The sequence below is a fragment of the Pseudomonas solani genome, from assembly GCF_026072635.1.
Taxonomy (GTDB): Bacteria; Pseudomonadota; Gammaproteobacteria; order Pseudomonadales; family Pseudomonadaceae; genus Metapseudomonas; species Metapseudomonas solani.
Map to the genome: position 1 here is coordinate 6,533,452 of NZ_AP023081.1, position 20,832 is coordinate 6,554,283.

The 20,832-nt window shown below is 67.2% G+C and carries 24 protein-coding genes; 10 read left to right on the plus strand and 14 right to left on the minus strand.

The annotated features are described in order from the left end of the window. The first annotated feature begins 273 nt into the window (after positions 1-273). The 3 genes from PSm6_RS29645 (at position 274) to folE (ending at position 2,016) form a co-directional block, all read left to right on the plus strand. Complete coding sequence (locus PSm6_RS29645) at positions 274-483, plus strand: cold-shock protein (protein ID WP_021222673.1); 210 nt, start codon at positions 274-276, stop codon at positions 481-483. 74 nt (positions 484-557) lie between these two features. Beyond that, positions 558-1,220 carry a class I SAM-dependent methyltransferase gene (locus PSm6_RS29650; RefSeq protein WP_021222674.1) on the plus strand — a complete coding sequence of 221 codons (663 nt, stop codon included), beginning with the start codon at positions 558-560 and terminating at the stop codon, positions 1,218-1,220. Between the two features lie 235 nt (positions 1,221-1,455). Beyond that, on the plus strand, positions 1,456-2,016 hold the full coding sequence (gene folE / locus PSm6_RS29655) for a GTP cyclohydrolase I FolE (protein ID WP_021222675.1): 561 nt from the start codon (positions 1,456-1,458) through the stop codon (positions 2,014-2,016). A 399-nt stretch (positions 2,017-2,415) separates the two neighbouring features. On the opposite strand, the gene PSm6_RS29660 is transcribed toward folE, so the two are convergent. The 4 genes from PSm6_RS29660 to PSm6_RS29675 are packed head-to-tail and all read right to left on the minus strand — an operon-like array spanning position 2,416 to position 5,172. Further along, entirely contained in the window at positions 2,416-2,766 is a 351-nt protein-coding gene (locus tag PSm6_RS29660) for a GFA family protein (RefSeq protein WP_021222676.1), read from the minus strand. Between the two features lie 43 nt (positions 2,767-2,809). Beyond that, positions 2,810-3,358: a GNAT family N-acetyltransferase gene (locus PSm6_RS29665; RefSeq protein WP_021222677.1), complete on the minus strand. Its 549-nt coding sequence runs from the start codon at positions 3,356-3,358 to the stop codon at positions 2,810-2,812. A gap of 30 nt (positions 3,359-3,388) precedes the next feature. Beyond that, positions 3,389-3,991, minus strand: coding sequence for a glutathione S-transferase family protein (locus tag PSm6_RS29670; protein WP_021222678.1), 603 nt, complete (start codon positions 3,989-3,991; stop codon positions 3,389-3,391). Between the two features lie 14 nt (positions 3,992-4,005). Then, positions 4,006-5,172: an aminotransferase-like domain-containing protein gene (locus PSm6_RS29675; protein WP_265169139.1), complete on the minus strand. Its 1,167-nt coding sequence runs from the start codon at positions 5,170-5,172 to the stop codon at positions 4,006-4,008. An 82-nt stretch (positions 5,173-5,254) separates the two neighbouring features. Between PSm6_RS29675 and PSm6_RS29680 the strand changes: the two genes are divergently transcribed. After that, the gene (locus PSm6_RS29680; protein ID WP_031289025.1) at positions 5,255-5,713 is read left to right on the plus strand and encodes a MarR family winged helix-turn-helix transcriptional regulator; all 459 of its coding nucleotides are present in this window, start codon (positions 5,255-5,257) and stop codon (positions 5,711-5,713) included. Between the two features lies 1 nt (position 5,714). Here PSm6_RS29680 and PSm6_RS29685 read toward each other — a convergent pair whose 3' ends face one another. Continuing rightward, complete coding sequence (locus tag PSm6_RS29685) at positions 5,715-6,128, minus strand: hypothetical protein (protein WP_265169142.1); 414 nt, start codon at positions 6,126-6,128, stop codon at positions 5,715-5,717. Continuing rightward, entirely contained in the window at positions 6,128-6,346 is a 219-nt protein-coding gene (locus tag PSm6_RS29690) for a hypothetical protein (protein WP_265169143.1), read from the minus strand. Before PSm6_RS29690 ends, PSm6_RS29685 begins: the two co-directional genes overlap by 1 nt. A 154-nt stretch (positions 6,347-6,500) precedes the next feature. On the opposite strand from PSm6_RS29690, the gene PSm6_RS29695 reads away from it, so the two are divergent. Next, positions 6,501-7,112 (plus strand): LysE family translocator, encoded by a 612-nt coding sequence (locus PSm6_RS29695; RefSeq protein WP_021222682.1) that lies wholly within the window; start codon positions 6,501-6,503, stop codon positions 7,110-7,112. Beyond that, positions 7,112-8,323 carry a benzoate/H(+) symporter BenE family transporter gene (locus tag PSm6_RS29700; RefSeq protein WP_021222683.1) on the plus strand — a complete coding sequence of 404 codons (1,212 nt, stop codon included), beginning with the start codon at positions 7,112-7,114 and terminating at the stop codon, positions 8,321-8,323. The genes PSm6_RS29695 and PSm6_RS29700 overlap by 1 nt, the downstream gene beginning before the upstream one ends. A gap of 286 nt (positions 8,324-8,609) precedes the next feature. Here PSm6_RS29700 and PSm6_RS29705 read toward each other — a convergent pair whose 3' ends face one another. After that, the gene (locus tag PSm6_RS29705) at positions 8,610-9,494 is read right to left on the minus strand and encodes a bile acid:sodium symporter family protein (RefSeq protein ID WP_021220668.1); all 885 of its coding nucleotides are present in this window, start codon (positions 9,492-9,494) and stop codon (positions 8,610-8,612) included. A 141-nt stretch (positions 9,495-9,635) separates the two neighbouring features. Next, positions 9,636-10,400 (minus strand): SDR family oxidoreductase, encoded by a 765-nt coding sequence (locus tag PSm6_RS29710; RefSeq protein ID WP_021220670.1) that lies wholly within the window; start codon positions 10,398-10,400, stop codon positions 9,636-9,638. A 228-nt stretch (positions 10,401-10,628) separates the two neighbouring features. Here PSm6_RS29710 and PSm6_RS29715 point away from each other — a divergent pair, with 228 nt between their 5' ends. Next, positions 10,629-11,633, plus strand: a complete 1,005-nt coding sequence (locus PSm6_RS29715) for an NADP-dependent oxidoreductase (protein ID WP_021220671.1) — start codon at positions 10,629-10,631, stop codon at positions 11,631-11,633. Positions 11,634-11,762: 129 nt separating this feature from the next. Here PSm6_RS29715 and pyrF read toward each other — a convergent pair whose 3' ends face one another. After that, entirely contained in the window at positions 11,763-12,461 is a 699-nt protein-coding gene (gene pyrF / locus PSm6_RS29720) for an orotidine-5'-phosphate decarboxylase (RefSeq protein ID WP_021220672.1), read from the minus strand. Between the two features lie 82 nt (positions 12,462-12,543). Beyond that, positions 12,544-13,284: a ZIP family metal transporter gene (locus tag PSm6_RS29725; RefSeq protein WP_021220673.1), complete on the minus strand. Its 741-nt coding sequence runs from the start codon at positions 13,282-13,284 to the stop codon at positions 12,544-12,546. A 307-nt stretch (positions 13,285-13,591) separates the two neighbouring features. On the opposite strand from PSm6_RS29725, the gene PSm6_RS29730 reads away from it, so the two are divergent. The 3 genes from PSm6_RS29730 (at position 13,592) to PSm6_RS29740 (ending at position 16,288) form a co-directional block, all read left to right on the plus strand. Then, positions 13,592-14,356 (plus strand): response regulator, encoded by a 765-nt coding sequence (locus PSm6_RS29730; protein WP_031288188.1) that lies wholly within the window; start codon positions 13,592-13,594, stop codon positions 14,354-14,356. After that, positions 14,353-15,387, plus strand: coding sequence for an ATP-binding protein (locus PSm6_RS29735; protein WP_265170589.1), 1,035 nt, complete (start codon positions 14,353-14,355; stop codon positions 15,385-15,387). The genes PSm6_RS29730 and PSm6_RS29735 overlap by 4 nt, the downstream gene beginning before the upstream one ends. A 112-nt stretch (positions 15,388-15,499) precedes the next feature. Continuing rightward, the gene (locus PSm6_RS29740) at positions 15,500-16,288 is read left to right on the plus strand and encodes an EF-hand domain-containing protein (RefSeq protein ID WP_265169145.1); all 789 of its coding nucleotides are present in this window, start codon (positions 15,500-15,502) and stop codon (positions 16,286-16,288) included. A 196-nt stretch (positions 16,289-16,484) separates the two neighbouring features. On the opposite strand, the gene PSm6_RS29745 is transcribed toward PSm6_RS29740, so the two are convergent. The 4 genes from PSm6_RS29745 to PSm6_RS29760 all read right to left on the minus strand — a co-directional run bounded on the left by PSm6_RS29745 (position 16,485) and on the right by PSm6_RS29760 (position 20,820). After that, on the minus strand, positions 16,485-18,017 hold the full coding sequence (locus PSm6_RS29745; RefSeq protein ID WP_043246299.1) for a YdgA family protein: 1,533 nt from the start codon (positions 18,015-18,017) through the stop codon (positions 16,485-16,487). 164 nt (positions 18,018-18,181) lie between these two features. Further along, entirely contained in the window at positions 18,182-19,255 is a 1,074-nt protein-coding gene (locus tag PSm6_RS29750) for an AI-2E family transporter (protein WP_021220678.1), read from the minus strand. A gap of 75 nt (positions 19,256-19,330) precedes the next feature. Next, positions 19,331-20,149, minus strand: coding sequence for a DUF4892 domain-containing protein (locus PSm6_RS29755; RefSeq protein ID WP_265169146.1), 819 nt, complete (start codon positions 20,147-20,149; stop codon positions 19,331-19,333). A gap of 8 nt (positions 20,150-20,157) precedes the next feature. Continuing rightward, positions 20,158-20,820 (minus strand): glutathione S-transferase family protein, encoded by a 663-nt coding sequence (locus tag PSm6_RS29760; RefSeq protein ID WP_265169147.1) that lies wholly within the window; start codon positions 20,818-20,820, stop codon positions 20,158-20,160. Positions 20,821-20,832: the final 12 nt, after the last annotated feature.

The following is a 20,832-nucleotide window of genomic DNA, read 5'->3' on the forward strand; positions in this document are numbered from 1 at the left end:
TTGCTGTAGGGCCGCCATCGGTCCCCCCAAATTCAACTGATGGCGGCCTTTTCTTCCCTCCCGAACGCCCCTGACAGCGCACCGATAAAAATAAATCTGGGTTATTCCGGCAAGAGGAGTATGGTGGGCGCACTGGATGCAACGTGTCATTGCGATTTCTGACCTGATGTAACGATTTCAATCTTTCATCTCCTCGGCTTCTTTCGCTTTCGCCCTCAGTCTCGACCCGGATGTCCCGGCGTCGATGCCATTACATTTCCCTGGAGATACATCATGTCCACTCGTCAATCCGGCACCGTCAAATGGTTCAACGATGAAAAAGGCTTCGGCTTCATCACCCCCCAGGAAGGCCCGGACCTCTTCGTTCACTACCGCTCCATCGAAAGCGCCGGCTTCAAATCCCTGGCTGAAGGCCAGCAGGTGAGCTACCTCGTCGCCAAAGGCCCGAAAGGCCTGCAAGCCGAGCAAGTTCAGGTGGTCTAACCCCCGCCTCGAAAGAAGCCCCGGGTTTCCGGGGCTTTTTTTTGCCTTCTCTTTTTTCAGCGCAGCGGAGCGACATGCCAGGCTATCTGATCAAGACCAGTACCTTCCGGGTGGGCGGCAGGGACTTCCACATGCAATCGCTGCTGGATGCCGAGCAGTTCCACGACCCGCTGGGCGAGGCTGCCGACCTGGGCATCACCGCCGATACCTGGGCGCTGTTCGGCCAGGTGTGGCCGGCAGGCGAAGCGCTGGCCCAGACGATGGCGACCCGCGACCTCACCGGTTTGCGCGTGCTGGAAGTCGGCGCCGGGCTCTGCCTGGCCAGCCTGGTGGGCCACCAGCGCGGCGGTGACATGACCGCCAGCGACATCCACCCGCTGATCCCCACCTTCCTCGCCGAGAACGCCCGCCTCAACGGCCTGCCACCGATGCGCTACGAAACCTGCGACTGGGGCGGCACCGAAGCGTTCGGCGAGTTCGACCTGATCATCGGCAGCGACCTGCTCTATGACCATGACAACCAGGCCGACCTGGCCGACTTCATCGACCGCCACTCCGCGAGTTCCGTGGAAGTGCTGCTGGTCGACCCGGATCGCCAGGGCCAGCAGGTCTTCCATGACGAGATGGCCGAGCTCGGCTACGGCATGGACATTAGCCACGCCGACTGCATGCTGGCCAATGGCGAGCGCTTCAAGGGCTCCTACCTGCACTTCAGCCGAGGCGCCGTCGCCGCCTGAGCCCTTGCATGGCGCATACGGATACCCGGGCGCAACGGCGCCCGCAGTACAATGGCCGCTTCACCGACGCGACCCGAAGCGTCATGGCGGGTATGATGCCCGCCTCTATCGCCACTCGATCCGGCCATAGCGTGCAAAAGCTGTCCCGAGCCCACCAACGATGGGCAAGCGGTGCGGCCCCGGAAGGGAGGCCCACGAAGGGCACGCTGATATTCCACTAGCCCCTGGAAGCCCCATGGAATCTAGCAATCAGAAACTCGAGCAACACTACACCGCGATCCTCGGCCAGCTCGGCGAGGACGTCTCCCGCGAAGGCCTGCTGGACACCCCCAAGCGTGCCGCCAAGGCCATGCAGTACCTCTGCCGCGGCTACGAGCAGACGCTGGAGGAAGTCACCAACGGTGCGCTGTTCAGCTCCGACAACAGCGAAATGGTGCTGGTGAAGGACATCGAGCTGTACTCCCTGTGCGAACACCACCTGCTGCCCTTCATCGGCAAGGCCCACGTCGCCTACCTGCCGAGCGGCAAGGTGCTGGGCCTGTCCAAGGTCGCGCGCATCGTCGACATGTTCGCCCGCCGCCTGCAGATCCAGGAAAACCTCAGCCGCCAGATCGCCGAGGCCGTGCAGCAGGTCACCGGCGCCGCCGGTGTCGCCGTGGTCATCGAAGCCCAGCACATGTGCATGATGATGCGCGGCGTGGAGAAGCAGAACTCCTCCATGGTCACCTCGGTGATGCTCGGCGAGTTCCGCCAGAACGCCGCGACCCGCAGCGAGTTCCTCAGCCTGATCCGCTGAGTCGCGCGCCCATGAAAAAACCGGCCTCGGCCGGTTTTTTCGTTTATCGGGTTTCAGGATTCAAGATGGGCTCTTCTCGCGAGTAAAAGTCCACGTGGTTTTGCTTTTTGGCCCCCTAGAAAGGGGCGCAATCAGACCTCGGAACCTGCAGCCGCCGCTCACTCCGGACGTAGGGTGTGCTGCGCGCACCTCTGACTCGCCGGAAGCACCGCGCGGAGGTGCACACGGCACACCCTACGACACGCGTTCATCCTGTAGGGCTCTCAATTCAAATCGTCACAGGCAGAGCCGATGACTCATGACCACGCCCCAAGGACGTGGTTTCCCACGTTCAAATGAATTCGCACACAAGTCCGGCGGAGCCGGGTGCAGCACTTCGTCTTGCCTGAACCAAGCGGGCTAGAAGCTGCGCCCATCCACCTTCACCACCTTCAGGGTGTCGGGGTCGACGCCCTCCAGGCAGCGCACGTTCACCGCCGCCATGGCATTACCCTGGGGATCGGCCGCCTCGCCGAAGGGCGCGCAGCCGCAGTTGGCACAGAAGTGATGGGCGATGTGCATGCGGTTGAAGCGGTAGGTGGACAGGTCCGTGTCCGGGGTCGACAGCGTCAGTTGCGCCCGTGGCACGAACCAAAGCAGGTAGCCGCGCTTGCTGCACAGCGAGCAGTTGCACTCCATCACTTCGGCGAGCGGGCTGCCATCCACCTCGAACGCGATCCGGCCGCAATGGCAGCCGCCTGTGTATTTCATGGGTCTCTCCCTGCCTGGCTCGTCGCGGGCCGATGTCGCCACGTTAGACCAGGGTCGCCCAGTGCGCCATGTCCAGGCGGAAGCCCAGCAGCGTCTCCTCGCGCCCACGGAACTCGCGGGGGAAGCGCTGCCCCAGGGGCTGCAGGCCGATGCCGGTCATCACCCGCGCCGAGGCCGGGTTGTGCGCCAGGCAGTAACCCTCCACCCAGGCCAGGCCGAGCACCTCGAAGGCGTGGGCCAGCACCAGGCGTGCGGCCTCCTGCATGTAGCCCTGGCCCCAGTAAGGCTTGCCGATCCAGTAGGCCAGCTCGCCGGATTCGGCGCCAGCTCGCAGCCCCATCAGGCTGATGCAGCCGAGCAGCGCATCGTCTTCGCGCCGGACGATGGCCCAGGTGATGCGCGGGCGCTGCGGGTAGCCAGGCTCCAGGCTGGCGATCCAGCCCTGGGCCAGTTCCAGGGGATAGGGATGGGGAATGGTCGCGGTGGTCGCCGCGATGGCCGGGTCACCGGCCAGGCGCTGGACCTCGGGCGCGTCGTCGGCCCTGAAGGGGCGCAGCCCGACGCGCGGGCCATTGAGCGATGGCGTCGTCATCTGCGGGCCTCCCTGCCTCGTGGTGTGTCGTCAGCCCAGCATGCCCACGTGTTTCGGGTGGCTGGCCACGCGGTCCATCCAGGCCAGTACGGCCGGGAAGCGCGAGAGGTCGAAACCGCCCTCTTCCGCCACATGGGTGTAGGCATAGAGGGCGATGTCGGCGATGGAGTACTGCTCGCCCACCAGGTACGGCGTGCGCGAGAGCTGCTGTTCCATCACCTTGAGCGCCTTGTAGCCCCGCACCAGGCAGGTGCGGTATTCCTCTTCGCGCTCGGCGGGCATGCCCTGGTAGAGCTTGATGAAGCGCGCCACCGCCACATAGGGCTCGTGGCTGTACTGCTCGAAGAACTGCCACTGCAGCACCTGGGTGCGCAGGCGCGGCTCGCTGGGCAGCAGGTCGCTGCCCTCGGCGAGGAAGTTGAGGATGGCGTTGGACTCCCAGAGCGTGGTGCCGTCTTCCAGTTCCAGCACCGGGATCTTGCCGTTGGGGTTCAGCGCCAGGAAGGCCTCGCTCTGGGTCTCGCCCTTGAGGATGTCCACCGGCACCCACTGGTAGGGCTTGCCGAGCAGGGTGAGGATCAGTTTGACCTTGTAGCAATTGCCGGAGATGTAATCGCCGTGAACCTTGTACATGTCGTACTCCTCGATCAGGCGGCCTCGGCGGCCAGTGCGTGACGGATGACCCCGGCGAGGCGCTGCAGGCCTTCGCCCAGGCGCTCGGGTGCCACATGGCTGAAGTTAAGACGCAGATAGCCGGGATGCTGGTCCGGGTCGATGAAGAAAGGCTCGCCCGGCATGAAAGCGACGTTCTGCTCCAGCGCCGGCTTGAGCAGAGTACGGGTGTCCAGCGGCTGCTTCAGCGCCAGCCAGAAGAACAGGCCGCCCTGGGGAATCTGCCAGGTGGCGAGGTCGGCGAAATGCTCTTCCAGCGCCGCCTGCATGGCGTCGCGGCGCTGGCGGTAGAAGTCGCGCAGTTCGGCCAGGTGCTCGCGGTACTGCTCGGTGCCCAGCCATTGCAGGGCCTGCCACTGGCCGATGCGGTTGGTGTGCAGGTCGGCGGACTGCTTCAGGCGCAGCAGGTAGGGGAACAGGTCCGGGCTGGCGATCAGGAAGCCCACGCGCAGGCCCGGCAGCAGGGTCTTGGACACCGTGCCGGTGTAGATCCAGCTGGCCTTCTTCAGGCGGCTGACGATAGGGGTAGCGGTGCCTTCGTCGAACACCAGCTCACGGTAGGGCTCGTCTTCGATCAGGGTCACGCCGAACTCGTCCAGCAGCGCCGCCACGGCATCGCGCTTGGCTTCGCTGTAGCGCACGGCCGAGGGGTTCTGGAAGGTCGGGATCAGGTAGGCGAAGGCCAGCTTGTGCTGCTCCAGGCGCTGGCGCAGGGAGGCCAGCTCGGGGCCGTCGGCTTCCTGGGCCACGGCGATGCAATCGGCGCCGAACAGCTGGAAGGCCTGCAGGGCGGCCAGGTAGGTCGGCGCCTCCAGCAGCACTTCGGTGCCCGGGTCGATGAACAGCTTGGACGCCAGGTCCAGGGTCTGCTGGGAGCCGCTGACGATCAGCACCTGGCTGGCGTCGCACTGCACGCCCAGCTTCTGCGCCTCAGCGGCGATGGCCTCGCGCAGCGCCGGCTCGCCTTCGCTCATACCGTACTGGCCCATGCTCACCGGCATGTCCGCCCACTCCACCTTCGGCAGCATCGGTTCGGCCGGCAGGCCACCGGCGAAGGACATCACCTCCGGGCGCTGCGCCGCAGCAAGGATTTCACGGATCAAGGAGCTTTTCAGGCGGGCGATGCGTTCGGAGAAGGCCATGGGTTGTCACCGGGTGCGAAGGCGGGAAAATTGAGTCAAACTGCTTGACCGAAATTACGATGCCCGGGATGGATACGTCAATATGCTTGACCTTAAAAACCCAGCCGTCCAGCACGCCGCCATGGAAGCCTTCTTCTTCGGCTACCAGGCCTTCACCAGCAAGCCCGACGAAATGCTCGCCCGTCGCGGCCTGTCGCGGGTGCACCACCGCATCCTGTTCTTCATCGCCAAGTACCCGGGGCTCAGCGTCAAGGAGATGCTCGGCTACCTGGGCGTCAGCAAGCAGGCGTTGAACACGCCCCTGCGCCAATTGATGGAGATGGACCTGGTGCAGAGCACCGCCGCCGACGACGACAAGCGCAAGCGCCAGCTGGGCCTGACCGCCGACGGTTCGAAACTGGAGAAGAGCCTGCGCCGCGAGCAGGCGCGCCTGCTGGAACGCGCCTTCAGCGAGGCCGGGGCGGACGCCGTGGATGGCTGGCTGAAGGTCAACCAGGCATTGTCCAGCGCGCGCCCGGGCGAGAGCGAAGAAGCCGCCTGACTCAGGCCTGCCCGGCCATGTCCCTGGCGCCGCGGAAGAACACCAGCGCCATGGCGATGGACGAGCCCAGCAGCGGCAGCAGGGCGATCATCATCAGCAGCACGGTCGCCATCATCACCCCGCCCACCAGCAGCAGCCAGGCCATGACCCGGAACACCGGGTAGACGTTCTGCACCTTGAGCAGGCGTACCGCCAGCCACACGGTAACCGCGCCGTAGCCGACCATCAGCCCCAGATACAGCCCCATTTCCCAGCCCAGCCGGGCCAGCGACTGGTCGCTCACCAGCATCAGCATCACCTGGGTCAGCATCCCCGCCAGGATCACCAGCCAGGTAGGCCAGCCCAGCCCGGTGGCGGCGAAGCGCGCCTCGGCGAAGCCCTTCAGGCGCAGGCTCAGGTAGCTGCCCAGCAGCATCACCGCCAGACCCAGCCATTCGGCGACCAGCGAGGCGCCCTGGAGGCCGATGAAGTCCCCAGGAAGATGAACACCAGCACCACCACCGAGCTCAGCGCAGAGATCAGGCACAGCCAGCCCAGCAGGTTGAGCAACCCCGGGCTCCAGTCAGGCAGTTCGCGCGGCGCCTGGGCGTCGACCAGGTCAGTCTGGGGCGCTGCGTAGGGGTTTTCGTCCATGTAGCGGGGCTCCTGGGGAAACTCGAAACCGGAACAGTACTGGCTGTATCCACGCTCGTCACGCGACTGTATCGCTTTTTGCGCGCTTCGCTGTACGGGGCGCGGCAACGCGCCACGCCGTAGGCTTCCAGCATTCCAAAAAGAGTGCCCCGCCATGAGCCTGGAACTGCTGCTCGCCTTCGCCCTGTTCGCCTTCGTTACCTCGATCACACCGGGCCCCAACAACATGATGCTGCTCGCCTCCGGGGTGAACTTCGGCGTGCGCCGCAGCCTGCCGCACATGCTCGGCATCAGCCTGGGCTTCATGGTCCTGGTGATCGCGGTCGGCCTCGGCCTGCACCAGGTCTTCGAGCAGGTGCCGGTGCTCTACACCACCCTGCGCTACCTGGGCGCGGCCTACCTCCTCTACCTGGCGTGGAAGATCGCCGGCTCCGGTGCCCCCGACAGCCGTGACAGCGGCGCGCGGCCCTTCACCTTCCTCCAGGCGGCGGCCTTCCAGTGGGTCAACCCCAAGGCCTGGGTCATGGCGATCGGCGCCATCACCACCTATACCCCCCAGGAGAACTTCGTCACCAACGCCCTGCTGATCGCCGCGCTGTTCGCTCTGATCAACTGCCCCAGCGTCGGGCTCTGGACCGTGGCCGGCAGCCTGCTGCGCCGCTGGCTGTCCTCGCCACGGGTGCTGCGTGCCTTCAATATCGGCATGGCCCTGCTGCTGGTGGCCTCGCTCTATCCGATCCTCGTCGACTTCAAGGGAACCGTCTGATGACCCAGGCTTCCGACTCCAGCGCCGCCCTGCCCCGCCTGCGCCCGCTGGCCGACTCCTCGCCCTCGGCGGTGGTGGCGGGCTTCATCGCCATGCTCACCGGCTACACCAGTTCCCTGGTGCTGATGTTCCAGGCAGGCCAGGCCGCCGGGCTCAGCGCCGGGCAGATTTCCTCGTGGATCTGGGCCCTGTCCATCGGCATGGCGGCCTGCAGCATCGGTTTGTCGCTGCGCTACCGCACGCCCATCACCGTGGCCTGGTCGACCCCCGGCGCGGCACTGCTGATCACCAGCCTGCCGGGCGTCTCCTACAACGAGGCCATCGGCGCCTTCATCGTCTGCGCCGTGCTGCTCACCCTGGTCGGCCTCACCGGCGGCTTCGAGCGCCTGATGCGCCGCCTGCCCGGCTCCCTGGCCGCCGCACTGCTGGCGGGCATCCTGTTCAAGATCGGCAGCGAAATCTTCGTCGCCGCGCAGCACCGCACCGCGCTGGTACTGGCGATGTTCTTCAGCTACCTGCTGCTCAAGCGCCTGCAGCCGCGCTACGCGGTACTGGTGGCGCTGCTGGTGGGGTGCGCCATGTCGGCGGCGCTGGGGCTGCTGGACTTCAGCGGCTTCGACTTCGCCCTGGCGCAGCCGGTATGGACCACGCCGAGCTTCTCCTTCACCGCCATCATCAGCATCGGCATCCCGCTGTTCATCGTCGCCATGGCCTCGCAGAACATCCCCGGCATCGCCGTGCTGCGCGCCGACGGCTACCAGGTACCGGCCTCGCCGCTGATCTCGGTCACCGGCTTCGCCTCGCTGCTGCTGGCGCCCTTCGGCTCCCACGGCATCAACCTGGCGGCCATCAGCGCCGCCATCTGCACCGGCCCCCACGCCCACGAGGACCGCAACAAGCGCTACACCGCCGCAGTCTGGTGCGGCATCTTCTACGGCATCGCCGGCACCTTCGCCGCCACCCTCGCCGCGCTGTTCGCCGCCTTCCCCAAGGAGCTGGTGCTCTCGGTGGCCGCCCTGGCGCTGTTCGGCTCCATCAGCAACGGCCTGACCGTGGCGATGAACGAACCCAAAGAACGCGAAGCGGCGCTGATCACCTTCATGGTCACCGCCTCGGGCATGAGCCTGCTGTCCATCGGCTCGGCCTTCTGGGGCCTGGTGGCCGGGGTGCTGACCCTGGTGATCCTCAACTGGAATACAGGCAAGAACTGAAGCACGGGCGGCCTGGCATCGGTGCAACGACCTGCACCGCGGGTTTGTAGGGGCGACTTCAGTCGCCAAGCGGCGCGCAGCGCCGCATCTCCGTGCGAATTCATTCGCGATGCGTTGCCACCGGCCAATTACGGACGATGAGCCCACGTAGGGTGGAGCACACTCCATCGGTCCACCAATCGAGGCCATGCCGAACACCGCTGGTGGATGAAAAGAGCGTCATCCACCCTACCCGCTCCCTCGAACGCGTAGCCCGGGCTTCAGCCCGGGACACTGGCACGTGCCTTCAGGCCTCCGACGTCAGCTCGCGTCCGTGCACGCGGTTGACCCACCAGCCGAAGGCGGCGGCGGTGAAGAACATGATGATGCTGTAGATGGCCGCCGGAATGGCCATGGTCGGGTTGTTCAGCAGCATCGGGCTCAGCGCCAGGGCGATGGCCAGGGTGCCGTTGTGGATGCCGATCTCCATGCCGATGGCCACCGCCTGGCGCTGGCTGAGGCGGCACAGGCGCGGCACGAAGTAGCCCACCGCCAGGCTGATGAGGTTGAACGCCAGCGCCGCCAGGCCCACCACCGGGGCGTAGTCGACGAAGGTGCGCCAGTCCTTGGCCACCGCCAGCACGATGATCAGCAGCAGGAACAGCGCCGAGATGATCTTCACCGGCGTTTCCATGCGCGCGGCGAACCCGGGGAAGCGGCTGCGCAGGAACATGCCGATGGCCACCGGGCCGAGAACGATGGCGAACACCTGCACCACCTTGGCGAATTGCAGGGGGATGGCCTGGTCGCCAGTCATGAAGTGGGCCAGGGACAGGTTGACGATAAAGGGCATGGTGAGGATGGCGATCACCGAGTTCACCGCCGTCAGGGTGATGTTCAGCGCCACGTCGCCGTGGGCCAGGTGGCTATAGAGGTTGGCCGAGGTGCCGCCGGGGGATGCTGCCAGCAGCATCATGCCCACCGCCAGTGCTGCTTCCAGCTGGAAGCCCTTGGCGAGCAGGAAGCAGGCCAGCGGCAGCAGGAGGATCTGGCAACCGAGGCCGATCAGCACCGGTTTGGGGAATTTCACCACCCGGGCGAAGTCCGCCAGAGTCAGGGACAGCCCGAGGCCGAGCATGATGATGCCCAGTGCCAGGGGCAGGAAGACGGTTACCAGGGGGCTTGCGGTCATGTTGTTCTCCTTGTCGGACCTTGGCGGATTCTGCGCACGCGACGCGTGGCTGGATAGTGGCCTCGCAGGCCAGCCCCGGCCCGACCTGTAACAGAATGCAAAAAGGCGCCCGAAGGCGCCTCTGCATGACCGCGCAACGGGTCAGATGGCGGTGGCACCACCGTCCACGGCCAGGGAATGGCCGGTGGTGAAGCCCGCGGCGTCGCTGCACAGGTAGAGCACCGCGCCGGCGATCTCCTCGACCTTGCCGATGCGCCCCACCGGGTGCATGGCGGCGGCGAACTCGCCCTTCTTCGGGTCGGCCTCGTAGGCGCGACGGAACATGTCGGTGTCGATCACCGCCGGGCACACCGCGTTGACGCGGATCTTCTTCTTCGCGTACTCGACGGCCGCCGATTTGGTCAGGCCGATCACCGCGTGCTTGGAGGCGGCGTAGATGCTCATCTTCGGCGCGGCGCCAAGGCCAGCAACGGAGGCGGTGTTGACGATGGCGCCGGCGCTGCCCTGGGCCAGCATCTGCGGGATCTGGTACTTCATGCACAGCCAGACGCCCTTGACGTTGACGCCCATGATGGCGTCGAACTCGGCCTCGGAACCCTCGGCCAGCTTGCCCTTCTCGATCTCGATGCCGGCGTTGTTGAAGGCGTAGTCGAGGCGGCCATAGGCGGCGACGGTGCCTTCTACCAGGGCCTTCACCTCGGCATCGACGGTGACGTTGCAGCGGATGAAGGTGGCGTCGCCACCGGCATCGCGGATCAGTTGCACAGTGCCTTCGCCACCGGCGGCGTCGACATCGGACACCACCACCTTCAGGCCTTCGGCGGCGAATGCCTGGGCGGTCGCGCGGCCGATACCATTGGCGGCGCCAGTCACCAGGGCGACCTGGCCAGAGAAAGTCATGCTCATCTATGCAACCTCGGTTGGAATGGGGGAACCGGGCTGGAGTCTAGTCACTGGAGGGGGCTCGGCGTCAGCATCATCAGGTCCGTGGTGGGTGCTGCATCCAATCTGCTGATGAAGCACCCCCGCAATGATCATTGCCATTCATGGCCGGACATTCCTTGCCGCGACTAAGCTTGCCCTCCACCGCCGTGCAGACTAAACCGGTGGTTTCCCTATTCGGAGTGCCCTGCCATGTCCCAGCTAAACCGCCAGTTCCTGCTCGCCAAGCGTCCGGTCGGCGCAGCCACCCGCGACACCTTCTCCTATGTCGAGAAGCCGGTGGCCGAGCCCGGGCCGAACCAGATAGTCGTGGAGAACCTCTACCTGTCCCTCGACCCGGCCATGCGCGGCTGGATGAACGACGCCAAGTCCTACATCCCGCCGGTGGGCCTGGGCGAAGTGATGCGCGCCCTGGGCGTGGGCAAGGTGATCGCCTCCAACCACCCGGACTTCGCAGTGGGCGACCACGTCAACGGCGCCCTGGGCGTGCAGGACTACTTCGTCGGCGAGCCCCGCGGCTTCTACAAGGTCGACCCGAGCCGCGCACCGCTGCCGCTCTACCTCTCCGCCCTGGGCATGACCGGCATGACCGCCTACTTCGCCCTGCTCGACGTCGGTGCGCCCAAGGCCGGTGACACCGTGGTGCTCTCCGGCGCCGCCGGCGCGGTCGGCAGCATCGCCGGGCAGATCGCCAAGATCAAAGGCTGCCGCGTGGTCGGCATCGCCGGTGGCGCCGACAAGTGCCGCTTCCTGATCGACGAACTCGGCTTCGACGCCGCCATCGACTACAAGAACGAAGACGTCGCCGCCGGCCTCAAGCGCGAGTGCCCGAAAGGCGTGGACGTGTACTTCGACAACGTCGGCGGCGACATCCTCGACGCCGTGCTCACCCGCCTGGCCCCGCGCGCGCGCATCGTCATCTGCGGCGCCATCAGCCAGTACAACAACAAGGAAGCGGTGAAGGGCCCGGCCAACTACCTGTCGCTGCTGGTCAACCGCGCGCGCATGGAAGGCTTCGTGGTCATGGACCACGCCGCCAACTTCGCCAGCGCCGCCCAGGAAATGGGCGGCTGGATGGCCGCCGGCAAGCTGAAGAGCAAGGAAGACATCGTCGAAGGCCTGGAAACCTTCCCGGAAACCCTCGGCAAGCTGTTCAGCGGCGAGAACTTCGGCAAGCTGGTGCTGAAGGTCAAGTAACCCTTCCGCATCATAAAAAATGGCCCGGGCTGCAGTGCAGTCCGGGCCATTTTCGTTTGGGGCTCATGTAGGTCGGGTGCAACCCGACAAACCATCGCGCGACACCACACGGGGCGCGCCGATCGAGCCTCAGGCCAGCTCGGCAACCACGGCGGCCAGGGCCTTGGCCGGGTCGGCGGCCTGGCTGATGGGGCGGCCGATCACCAGGTAGTCGGAGCCGGCGTCCAGGGCCTGGCGCGGGGTGAGGATGCGGCGCTGGTCGTCCTGGGCGCTGCCCGCCGGGCGGATGCCGGGGGTGACCAGTTGCAGGCTCGGGTGCGCCGCCTTCAGTGCGGTGGCTTCCTGGGCCGAGCACACCAGGCCGTCCATGCCGGCCTTCTGCGCCAGGGCGGCCAGGCGCAGCACCTGCTCCTGGGGCTCGATGTCCAGGCCGATGCCGGCCAGGTCCTCGCGCTCCATGCTGGTGAGCACGGTCACGCCGATCAGCAGCGGCTTGGGCCCGTTGAACTGTTCCAGGGTCTCGCGGCAGGCCGCCATCATGCGCAGGCCGCCGGAGCAGTGCACGTTGACCATCCACACGCCCATCTCCGCCGCCGCTTTCACCGCCATCGCGGTGGTGTTGGGGATGTCGTGGAATTTCAGGTCGAGGAACACCTCGAAGCCGCGCTCACGCAGGGTGGCGACGATGTCCGATGCGCAGCTGGTGAACAGCTCCTTGCCCACTTTCACCCGGCACAGCTTTGGGTCCAGCTGGTCGGCCAGCTTCAGCGCGGCTTCGCGGGTGGGGAAATCGAGGGCGACGATGATGGGCGTCTGGCAGGCGGACATGGGCGGGCTCTCTGGCAAGTCGAAAACGGCGCGCATTGTAGCGGAAGCCCGCGCCCGCCGCTGCCCCGGTGATCGCCTGCGCTCACGCCAGGTGGTCGAGGGCGAAGGCGGTCATGAAGCCGGCCAGGGTGATCAGCCCGGTCCAGGCGTGGGTGCTTTCGAAGGCCTCGGGGATCAGCGTATCCACCAGCATGCACAGCACCGCACCGGCGGAGAACGCCAGGGCGAAGCCCAGCCAGGCCGATGGCAGGTCGCTCATCAGCCCCGGGCCGGCCATGGCCGCCAGCCCCGAGAGCAGCACGATGACACCCCACAGGCCGAACACGAACAGGCCGCTGCGCTTCTCCTCGCGCAGCCCGGCGGCGCTGGCCAGGCCCTCCGGCAGGTTGGAGAGGAAGATCGCCACCAGCATCAGCAGGCTCACCTGCCCGCCATCCAGCAGCCCCAGGCCGAGCCCCAGGGACTCGGGAATGCCATCGAGGAAGGCACCCACGGCGATCAGCAGCGCCACCATGGAGCCCACGCCGCCGCTGCGCTGGCGATGATGCGCCTCCCAGCGGTCCAGCAACTGGCTGGCGAGGACGAACAGCGCGCCACCGGCGAGCATGCCCGCCAGGGTCGGCCCCAGCCCGCCGAGGCGCTCGGCCTCGGGAATCTGCCCGAAGCACAGCGCGGCGATCAGCACCCCGCTGCCATAGGCCATCACCGAGGCGGTGACCGCCTTGGGCAGGGACACCCAGAAGCCGATGGCGGCACCGAGCAACAGGCTGCTGGCGGCCAGCCAGCCCCAGAAACCGGCGAGCAGGGTGGTGGAAATCTGCATGACAACTCCTGTGGGGGAAGCGCATCCAAGCGCGGCGCGACATAAGTAACCCATCCAGCCCGGGAAAGCAGCCATGGCCCTTCCCCGGGTCGCGAGCGCCCTTTCCGAGATGAACGCCGCGCCTTTGTATCGAGTCCGATACAAAGCCGACACGCTGGCGACACCGCCATGGGCGAGCCTCTCGCCGCGATGGCCGGCAGCAGGACGGCGGAGTAGCATGCGCCCGATGGATGCCGACGGCCCGCCGCTCGACGCCCCACCGCCAGACGCGAAGCACAGTGGTCCACCGGCCCGGTGAACCCGCCAGATGGCAAGAACACCCATGCACAACCAAACCCCCACCCCCGCCGACAACCGCCGCTGGAACACCCGCGCCCTGCTGGTGGACGACGACGTGCCGATCCGCGACCTGCTCTGCGACTACCTCGCCCGCTTCAATATCGAGGCCGTGGGCGTCGACGATGGCGAGGCGATGCGCGAGGCACTGGCCAGCGCCCCCTTCGACGTGGTGGTGCTGGACCTGATGCTGCCCGGCGAAGACGGCCTCTCCCTGTGCCGCTGGCTACGCGGCGAGTCCGATATCCCGATCCTCATGCTCACCGCCCGCTGCGAACCCACCGACCGCATCATCGGCCTGGAACTGGGCGCCGACGACTACATGGCCAAGCCCTTCGAGCCCCGTGAGCTGGTGGCGCGCATCCAGACCATCCTGCGCCGCGTGCGCGACGACCGCGAAGGCCTGCGGGCCGACCAGCGCGCCAGCATCCGCTTCGACGCCTGGCGCCTGAACGGCGTGCTGCGCCAGCTGCAATCCCCCGAAGGCCTGGTGGTGCCGCTGTCCAACGCCGAATTCCGCCTGCTCTGGGTGTTCCTCGAACGCCCGCGGCGGGTGCTCAGCCGCGAGCAGTTGCTGGACGCCGCCCGGGGCCGCTCCATCGAAGCCTTCGACCGCAGCATCGACCTGCTCGTATCGCGCCTGCGGCAGAAGCTCGGCGATGACCCCAAATCCCCACGCCTGATCAAGACTGTACGCGGCGAGGGCTACCTGTTCGACGCGAGGGAGATTGGCTGATGCGCCAGGCCGACACGCTGTTCGCACGCCTGTTCGGCATCTTCCTGGCCGCCATCGTCCTCGCCCACCTGCTGGCCTTCCTCTGGTTCCAGCAGTACGGCAACCCGCCGCCGCAGCCCCAGCCCGGCCCGCCCCATGCCACCAATGGCCCGCGCCCCGGCCAGCCGCCGCCCCCGCGCCCGCTGTTCGGTGGCCCCCTGGTGCCGCTGACCTTCCAGCTGCTGACCCTGATCGTCGCCGCCTGGTACGGCGCCCGCGTCCTGTCGCGGCCCATCCAGCGCCTGGCCAGCGCCGCCGACCGCCTCAGCGAAAACCTCCAGGCCCCGCCCCTGGATGAACGCGGCCCGCGCGAGGTGCGTCAGGCCGCCCATGCCTTCAACCTGATGCAGCAGCGCATCCGCGAGCAGGTGGCCCAGCGCAGCCGCATGCTTGCCGCCGTCTCCCACGACCTGCGCACCCCCATCGCCCGGGTCAAGCTGCGCGTGGAGCAGGTGCCCGACGCCCAGCTGCGCAGCCGCATGGACCAGGACCTGGGGGAAATGGTCGCCATGCTCGACGCCACCCTCAGCTACCTGCACCAGCAGCGCGCCGACGAAGCGCTGCAGCTGTTCGATCTCCAGGCCCTGGTGGAATCCATGGCCGAGGACGCCCAGGACCGTGGCGCCGATGTGCGTGCCGAAGGCCAGTGCGCGCCGCTGCGGGCCCAACCCATGGCGCTGCGTTCCTGTGTCAGCAACCTGGTGGAGAACGCCCTGCGTTACGCCGGCCATGCGCGGGTCCGCCTCGAAGACGGCCCCACCGAGGTGCGCATCCATGTCAGCGACCGCGGCCCCGGCATCGCCCCCGAGCAACGCGAAGCGGTGTTCGAACCCTTCTTCCGCCTCGAAGGCTCGCGCAACCGCAGCTCCGGCGGTGTCGGCCTGGGCCTGACCATCGCCCGCGAAGCCGCCCGCCGCCAGGGCGGCGATCTCGTGCTGGGCGACAACCCCGGCGGCGGCCTGCTGGCCACCCTCACCATCCCCCGCGCCTGAGCCCGTCTCCACGCTGATACAAAGCGCATAAACCCCCGACACGCTTGCGCCTGAACCTGCGAGAACCGGAGAACCCACTCCGGCCTTGCCATCACGCACAGGAGTGACTCCCATGATCAGTGGCGTCAGTGGTTACTCGGGCTACAGCAGCTACAGCAGCTACAGCTCGGCGCTCTCCTCGAAAAGCACCGCCAGCAGCAACAGCAGTGGCGGCTGCGCTTCGGGGCAATCGAAACTGCAGGAAAAGCTGTTCAGCCTGCTGGACAGCAACGGCGACGGCAGCGTCGCCAAGGACGAACTGAGCACCGCGCTGGCCAACGCCAAGGAAAGCGACAGCGGCATCACCATCGATATCGACGAGTTGTTCGCCCAGCTGGATGCCAACAGCGACGGCTCCATCGACCTCGACGAAACCGCCGCCCTCACCCCGCCCCCATCGCCCCCTCGCGGCGGCCCCAACCCCGAGGACCTGTTCGCCGAACTGGATGCCGACGGCAATGGCGCCATCGACCAGAGCGAGCTGACCAGCGCCCTGGGCGACGACAGCGGCATCGACAGCAGCGAGCTGTTCGCCAGCCTCGATGCCAACGGTGACGGCAGCCTCAGCGTCGACGAAACCGCTGCCCTGGCCCCCCCGCCTCCCCCGCCGCCGGGCGGTGGCTTCGGTGGCGACAGCGACGAGCTGTTCAGCTCCCTGGATGCCGATGGCAACGGCAGCATCAGCCAGGACGAGTTAAGCAGCCTGTTCGGCCAGAGCGGCAGCCAAAGCGACACCAGCAGCACCAGCGCCAGCAGCGATGATGTCTACGCGCGCCTGGCCGCCGCCCTGCTCAAGCAGTACGAAAGCAGCGCCGGCACCTACGAGGCCCGCGTCGGCAGCCAGCTCAGCATCGCCGCCTGAGCACGTCCCGCGAAAAGAAAACCGGCCGCTGCGTGAGTGCGCAGCGGCCGGTTTTTTGTTTCGGCGATCAGCCCGATGGTGGGTTCAAATCGATGGGTTTCGCTGCGCTCTACGCCATCCTACGGGGCGGTATTCCATCCATGAAAAAGGGCCGGCGCCTGGTGGCGGCCGGCCCTCTGGGAATACCGAGGGAGGGTTATTCCTCGATCGGCATCGGGGTTTCTTCGTCCGGGAAGGCCGGCTGCTCGCCGCCCATGGCGCCGCCCAGGCCACCGGCGCTGGCCATGACCAAGCCGGCGAATTCCTCGACCGTCATCTTCTTGCCGTTGAAGTCCACCTGGCCGTCGGCGTAGTGCAGGCGGGCGCGGATGTCGTTGCCTTCCAGGGCCACGAGCTGGGTGGACAGCAGCATGCCGCTGGCCATCTCGGTGGTCATGGAGGCCTGCTGGGCGATGGCTTCCTGGTCGTCCTGGCCCTGAAGCACGGCCTGCACGCTGACCAGATCGCTGATCATCGGTTTGGACAGGCTCAGGTCCAGGTCGAGGCTGGTGATGGCTTCACGGGCGATCTGGTCCGGCGGCAGGTCGAAGGACGCCGGCTTGGCCAGTTGCATGGCCAGGCTGAAGCGGCTCTCGCCATTGGCGGTCTTCAGGCTCAGGCGCTCGAGGGCGAACTGCGGCTTGCCTTCCAGCAGCTTGATGAGGTCGGCCTTGGCCTGCTCCTGCTGGGCTTCGGTCAGGTCCTCGAGGGTCGACTCGCCGGCCTGGCCAACCTGGCCGACCTGCTGGTACAGCGCGCCGTAGAAGTCCGCCAGGGACTTCAGCGCCACCGAGTCGAGGCTCTTCATGGTCCAGACCATCTGCGCGCTGCCGATGGGCTTGTCGGCGTAGCTGATGCTGCCGGCGTCCAGGGTCAGGCTGCCTTCGATGTTGCTGCCGTTCTCGCGGGTGTCCTGGCGCTGGGCCAGGTCGGTGAGCCGCACGCCCGGGTTTTCACCGACGATGACATTGGCGGTCTTCAGGGTGAAATCGCTTTTGCCCACGTACAGGCCGCTGGCGGCGCGGCTCTGGTCGCTGGCCAGGGACAGGCCCTGGAACAGCACGTGCACCGGCTCGCCCTGCTCGGAAACGGCGTCGACCTTGAGGCTGTCCATGGTGCCGATGGCGGCGACGCGGTTGCCGCCGGCATCGCTGCGCACTTCCAGGTTCAGGCCAGAGAAGCTCAGGTGGGACTCGTCCTCCATCTGCATGTCCAGGGGCAGCAGGGTCAGGCTGCCGCTCATGGAGCGGTCGTAGCCGATGCTCACGTCACCGACCAGGGGCGAGGCGCCCTTGCTGGCGGCGAACCACTTCTCGACGCTGGGGCTGGATTCCAGGGCGTAGTTGCTGGCGGCCATCACCGGCGCCAGCTTGAAGGCCTTGAGGCGCGACAGCGGGAAGGGGCCGTGCTCGATCTTGTCGACGAACAACAGCTCCGCGCCCTCGCCTTCCCCACCGACGTGCACGCGGTAATGCGCGGTGCTGGTGAACACGCCCTGCTCGAGGGAGACCAGTTCCAGGGTGGCGGAGGTGCCGAAGGCCGGCGCGGACTGCTTCAGTTGCGCGTTGGCTTCCTTGATGGAGGTGTCCAGCACGGCGGGCAGCTGGGTGCCGGTGTACCAGGCACCGGCGCCGGAAACGGCGGCGATGGCGACGACTGCGCCCAGGGCGATCTTTGCGGTTTTGCTCATGGTTCGACTCGCGGAATATCCGTGTGAATTGTTGCTTCCCTGCATCCGCAAGCGGAGCCGATGCAAAGCGGCGCGGAAAAATGCGGCGAAAAGGCTATCACCGTGCCACTGCGCTTCCAAGCCAGCAGAGCCCCCAGATTGCGGTTCTGCTGGCCAGTCGTGGTTTAGCTGGGGTCCGGCTCCCGGGGCTTGTCGGTCGACTCGGGCAGGGGCCGGCCGATCCAGTCGGAAATCAGGCTGTAGGCCACCGCCAGCAGGGTCGGGCCGAGGAACAGCCCCATGAAGCCGAAGGCGAGGATGCCGCCGAACACGCCGAGCAACACCACCACCAGCGGCAGGTTGCCGCCCCGGCTGATGAGGTAGGGCTTCAGCACGTTGTCCACGCCGCTGATGATGAAGAAGCCCCAGATCGCCAGGAACACGCCGTAGCCGTACTCGCCATGCCAGAACAGCCAGGCGGTGGCGGGTACCCACACCAGCGGCGGGCCCATGGGGATCAGGCTCAGGGCGAAGGTGACCAGGCCCAGCACCAGCGCCCCCGGCACACCGGCGATCCAGAAGCCGATCAGCGCCAGCAGGCCCTGGGCGGCGGCGGTGCCGATCACGCCGTTGACCACCCGCTGCACGGTGCCGGCCACCAGCTCCAGGTAGTGCGGGGCGCGGTCGCCGATCAGGCGTTCCAGGGCGCGCTCGGCGAACAGCGCCATGCGCGGGCCGTCGCGGTAGAAGAAGAACACCAGCACCAGGCTCAGGGCCAGCTCCAGCATGCCGCCGCCGAGCTGGGCGCTGCGCGCCAGGATCCAGTTGCCGGCCTGGCCCATGTAGGGCTTGAGGCTGGTGAAGAAGGCCGCGCCCTGGGCGTCCACACGTTGCCACAGGGCTACCAGGCGGTCGCCCACCAGGGGCATCTCGGCCAGCCATTCCGGCGGCTGCGGCAAGCCCTCCACCTGGACGTTCTTCACCAGTTCGTTGGCATCGCGGATGTGGTCGGCAAGGTTGAAGCCCATCCACACCAGGGGCACCGCCACCAGCAGCATCCAGCCGGCGGTGAGCACGGCGGCGGCCAGGGACACGCGCCCGTCCAGCCCGCGGGTGAGCAGGCGCATCAGCGGCCAGCTGGCGAAGGCCAGCACGGCGGCCCAGAACAACGCCGACCAGAACGGCGCCAGCACCCAGATACAGGCCCCCAGCAAGGCGAGCAGGAGTATCTGCACCAACAGGCGATCGTTATTCAGCATGAACAAAACACTCCGTGGAAAAACGCAAACGTGGCGCCATCGGGCGCCACGTCAAGCAAGCATGGACGCTGTGCCTCAGCGCAGCCACTCCAGGTGCAGGCCGTCGTTGGCCGCATCACCCAGCTCCAGGCGCGCGGCGCGCACGCCCTGCTCCACCAGGGCCTGGCGCCAGGCTTCGGCGCCCTCGCCGGAGAGGCTCGCGCGCAGGGTGCTGTCGAGGTTGAGGCTGCGTGCCAGCAGCGTCGCCCAAGCGGGGGTCGGCGCTGCCGGCAGGCCGGTCAGGTGCAGCTCGCCGCTGGTCTTCAGCTCGCGCATCAGGGTGGCGGGTGTGGGCAGGATTTCGCCCAGCGGTGTGGCGGCGTCCAGTTGCTCGGCATGCAGGTAGGCGCGGCGGTTGCCCCGGGTGATGGCGTAGAGCGCCAGCAGGCTGTCCTGCTGCGGCTCGGCCAGGCGCACCAGCAGGTAGGCCTGCTGTTCGTCCGGGCCGTAGAGGCGCGCGTTGCCGAACACCGAGTTGGCCCACAGGCTGCTGGAGCCGCAATCACGGCCCTGGCACCAGTAGAGCGGCACCGCGCCCTTGTCGAGCAGGGCGGTGCGCGCGCCGTCGAAGGCCTCGCCCGAGCTGTGGCCGCTGGGCAACAAGTAGGTGACCGACGTCTGCCGGCCCTGGGCGTCGACCTTCTGTTCGAAGCGCAGCTGGTTGCTGATGCGCCGGATCGAGCCCTGGGGGTAGATGCGTTCCTGGTCGGCGGCTTCCTTGAAGTCGACGATCTCGGCGTGGGGGAAGCGCGGCAAGGCGCTGAGGTCGTGGCTGTCGGGCAGGTCGGCGGCGTGGGCGGCAGCCACCTGCAGGGACGCGGCCAACAGCAGGCCGGTAACGATGAAAGAGCGCATGCGCATCCTTAGCGAATCAACATGGACTGGCCGGTCTTGACCACCGTGTCGGCGGACTCCTGGCGCTTGGGTACCTGCAGGCCGCGCTGCACCGCCGGGCGGGCCTCGATGGCCGCGAGCCAGCGTTGCAGGTGGCTGAGCCCCTCCACCGACACACCGGCCCAATCGTGCAGGCGCACCCAGGGGAAGGTGGCGATATCGGCGATGCCGTAGTCGCCCGCCAGGTACTCCACCAGCGCCAGGCGCGAGTCGAGCACCTCGTACAGGCGGCGGGTCTCGTGCTGGTAGCGGTCGATGGCCGGTTGCAGGGTTTCCGGGAAATAGCGGTAAAAGACGTTGGCCTGGCCCTGCATCGGCCCGACCCCGCCCATCTGGAACATCAGCCATTGCATGGCCACCGAGCGGCCCTTGGCGTCGGCAGGCAGCAGCCGGCCGGTCTTCTCGGCGAGGTAAACGAGGATGGCGCCGGATTCGAACACCGCGAAGTCGCCGTTATCGCGGTCGACGATGGCCGGGATGCGGCCGTTGGGGTTGATCTCGAGGAAGGATGGCGCCTTCTGTTCCTTGCGCTCGAACGAGAGGCCATGGGCCCTGTAGGGCAGCCCCAGTTCTTCGAGGGCGATGGAGACCTTGTGCCCGTTGGGCGTGGCAGCGGTGTAGAGGTCGATCATCCGGGCTCTCCT

What these genes read in the sequence shown, in the direction of transcription:
- PSm6_RS29645 (WP_021222673.1), top strand. Translation starts at nt 274, where the DNA reads ATGTCCACTCGTCAATCCGGCACCGTCAAATGGTTCAACGATGAAAAA.
- PSm6_RS29650 (WP_021222674.1), top strand. Translation starts at nt 558, where the DNA reads ATGCCAGGCTATCTGATCAAGACCAGTACCTTCCGGGTGGGCGGCAGG.
- folE (WP_021222675.1), top strand. Translation starts at nt 1,456, where the DNA reads ATGGAATCTAGCAATCAGAAACTCGAGCAACACTACACCGCGATCCTC.
- PSm6_RS29660 (WP_021222676.1), bottom strand. Translation starts at nt 2,766, where the DNA reads ATGAAATACACAGGCGGCTGCCATTGCGGCCGGATCGCGTTCGAGGTG.
- PSm6_RS29665 (WP_021222677.1), bottom strand. Translation starts at nt 3,358, where the DNA reads ATGACGACGCCATCGCTCAATGGCCCGCGCGTCGGGCTGCGCCCCTTC.
- PSm6_RS29670 (WP_021222678.1), bottom strand. Translation starts at nt 3,991, where the DNA reads ATGTACAAGGTTCACGGCGATTACATCTCCGGCAATTGCTACAAGGTC.
- PSm6_RS29675 (WP_265169139.1), bottom strand. Translation starts at nt 5,172, where the DNA reads ATGGCCTTCTCCGAACGCATCGCCCGCCTGAAAAGCTCCTTGATCCGT.
- PSm6_RS29680 (WP_031289025.1), top strand. Translation starts at nt 5,255, where the DNA reads ATGCTTGACCTTAAAAACCCAGCCGTCCAGCACGCCGCCATGGAAGCC.
- PSm6_RS29685 (WP_265169142.1), bottom strand. Translation starts at nt 6,128, where the DNA reads ATGCTGCTGGGCAGCTACCTGAGCCTGCGCCTGAAGGGCTTCGCCGAG.
- PSm6_RS29690 (WP_265169143.1), bottom strand. Translation starts at nt 6,346, where the DNA reads ATGGACGAAAACCCCTACGCAGCGCCCCAGACTGACCTGGTCGACGCC.
- PSm6_RS29695 (WP_021222682.1), top strand. Translation starts at nt 6,501, where the DNA reads ATGAGCCTGGAACTGCTGCTCGCCTTCGCCCTGTTCGCCTTCGTTACC.
- PSm6_RS29700 (WP_021222683.1), top strand. Translation starts at nt 7,112, where the DNA reads ATGACCCAGGCTTCCGACTCCAGCGCCGCCCTGCCCCGCCTGCGCCCG.
- PSm6_RS29705 (WP_021220668.1), bottom strand. Translation starts at nt 9,494, where the DNA reads ATGACCGCAAGCCCCCTGGTAACCGTCTTCCTGCCCCTGGCACTGGGC.
- PSm6_RS29710 (WP_021220670.1), bottom strand. Translation starts at nt 10,400, where the DNA reads ATGAGCATGACTTTCTCTGGCCAGGTCGCCCTGGTGACTGGCGCCGCC.
- PSm6_RS29715 (WP_021220671.1), top strand. Translation starts at nt 10,629, where the DNA reads ATGTCCCAGCTAAACCGCCAGTTCCTGCTCGCCAAGCGTCCGGTCGGC.
- pyrF (WP_021220672.1), bottom strand. Translation starts at nt 12,461, where the DNA reads ATGTCCGCCTGCCAGACGCCCATCATCGTCGCCCTCGATTTCCCCACC.
- PSm6_RS29725 (WP_021220673.1), bottom strand. Translation starts at nt 13,284, where the DNA reads ATGCAGATTTCCACCACCCTGCTCGCCGGTTTCTGGGGCTGGCTGGCC.
- PSm6_RS29730 (WP_031288188.1), top strand. Translation starts at nt 13,592, where the DNA reads ATGGCAAGAACACCCATGCACAACCAAACCCCCACCCCCGCCGACAAC.
- PSm6_RS29740 (WP_265169145.1), top strand. Translation starts at nt 15,500, where the DNA reads ATGATCAGTGGCGTCAGTGGTTACTCGGGCTACAGCAGCTACAGCAGC.
- PSm6_RS29745 (WP_043246299.1), bottom strand. Translation starts at nt 18,017, where the DNA reads ATGAGCAAAACCGCAAAGATCGCCCTGGGCGCAGTCGTCGCCATCGCC.
- PSm6_RS29750 (WP_021220678.1), bottom strand. Translation starts at nt 19,255, where the DNA reads ATGCTGAATAACGATCGCCTGTTGGTGCAGATACTCCTGCTCGCCTTG.
- PSm6_RS29755 (WP_265169146.1), bottom strand. Translation starts at nt 20,149, where the DNA reads ATGCGCTCTTTCATCGTTACCGGCCTGCTGTTGGCCGCGTCCCTGCAG.
- PSm6_RS29760 (WP_265169147.1), bottom strand. Translation starts at nt 20,820, where the DNA reads ATGATCGACCTCTACACCGCTGCCACGCCCAACGGGCACAAGGTCTCC.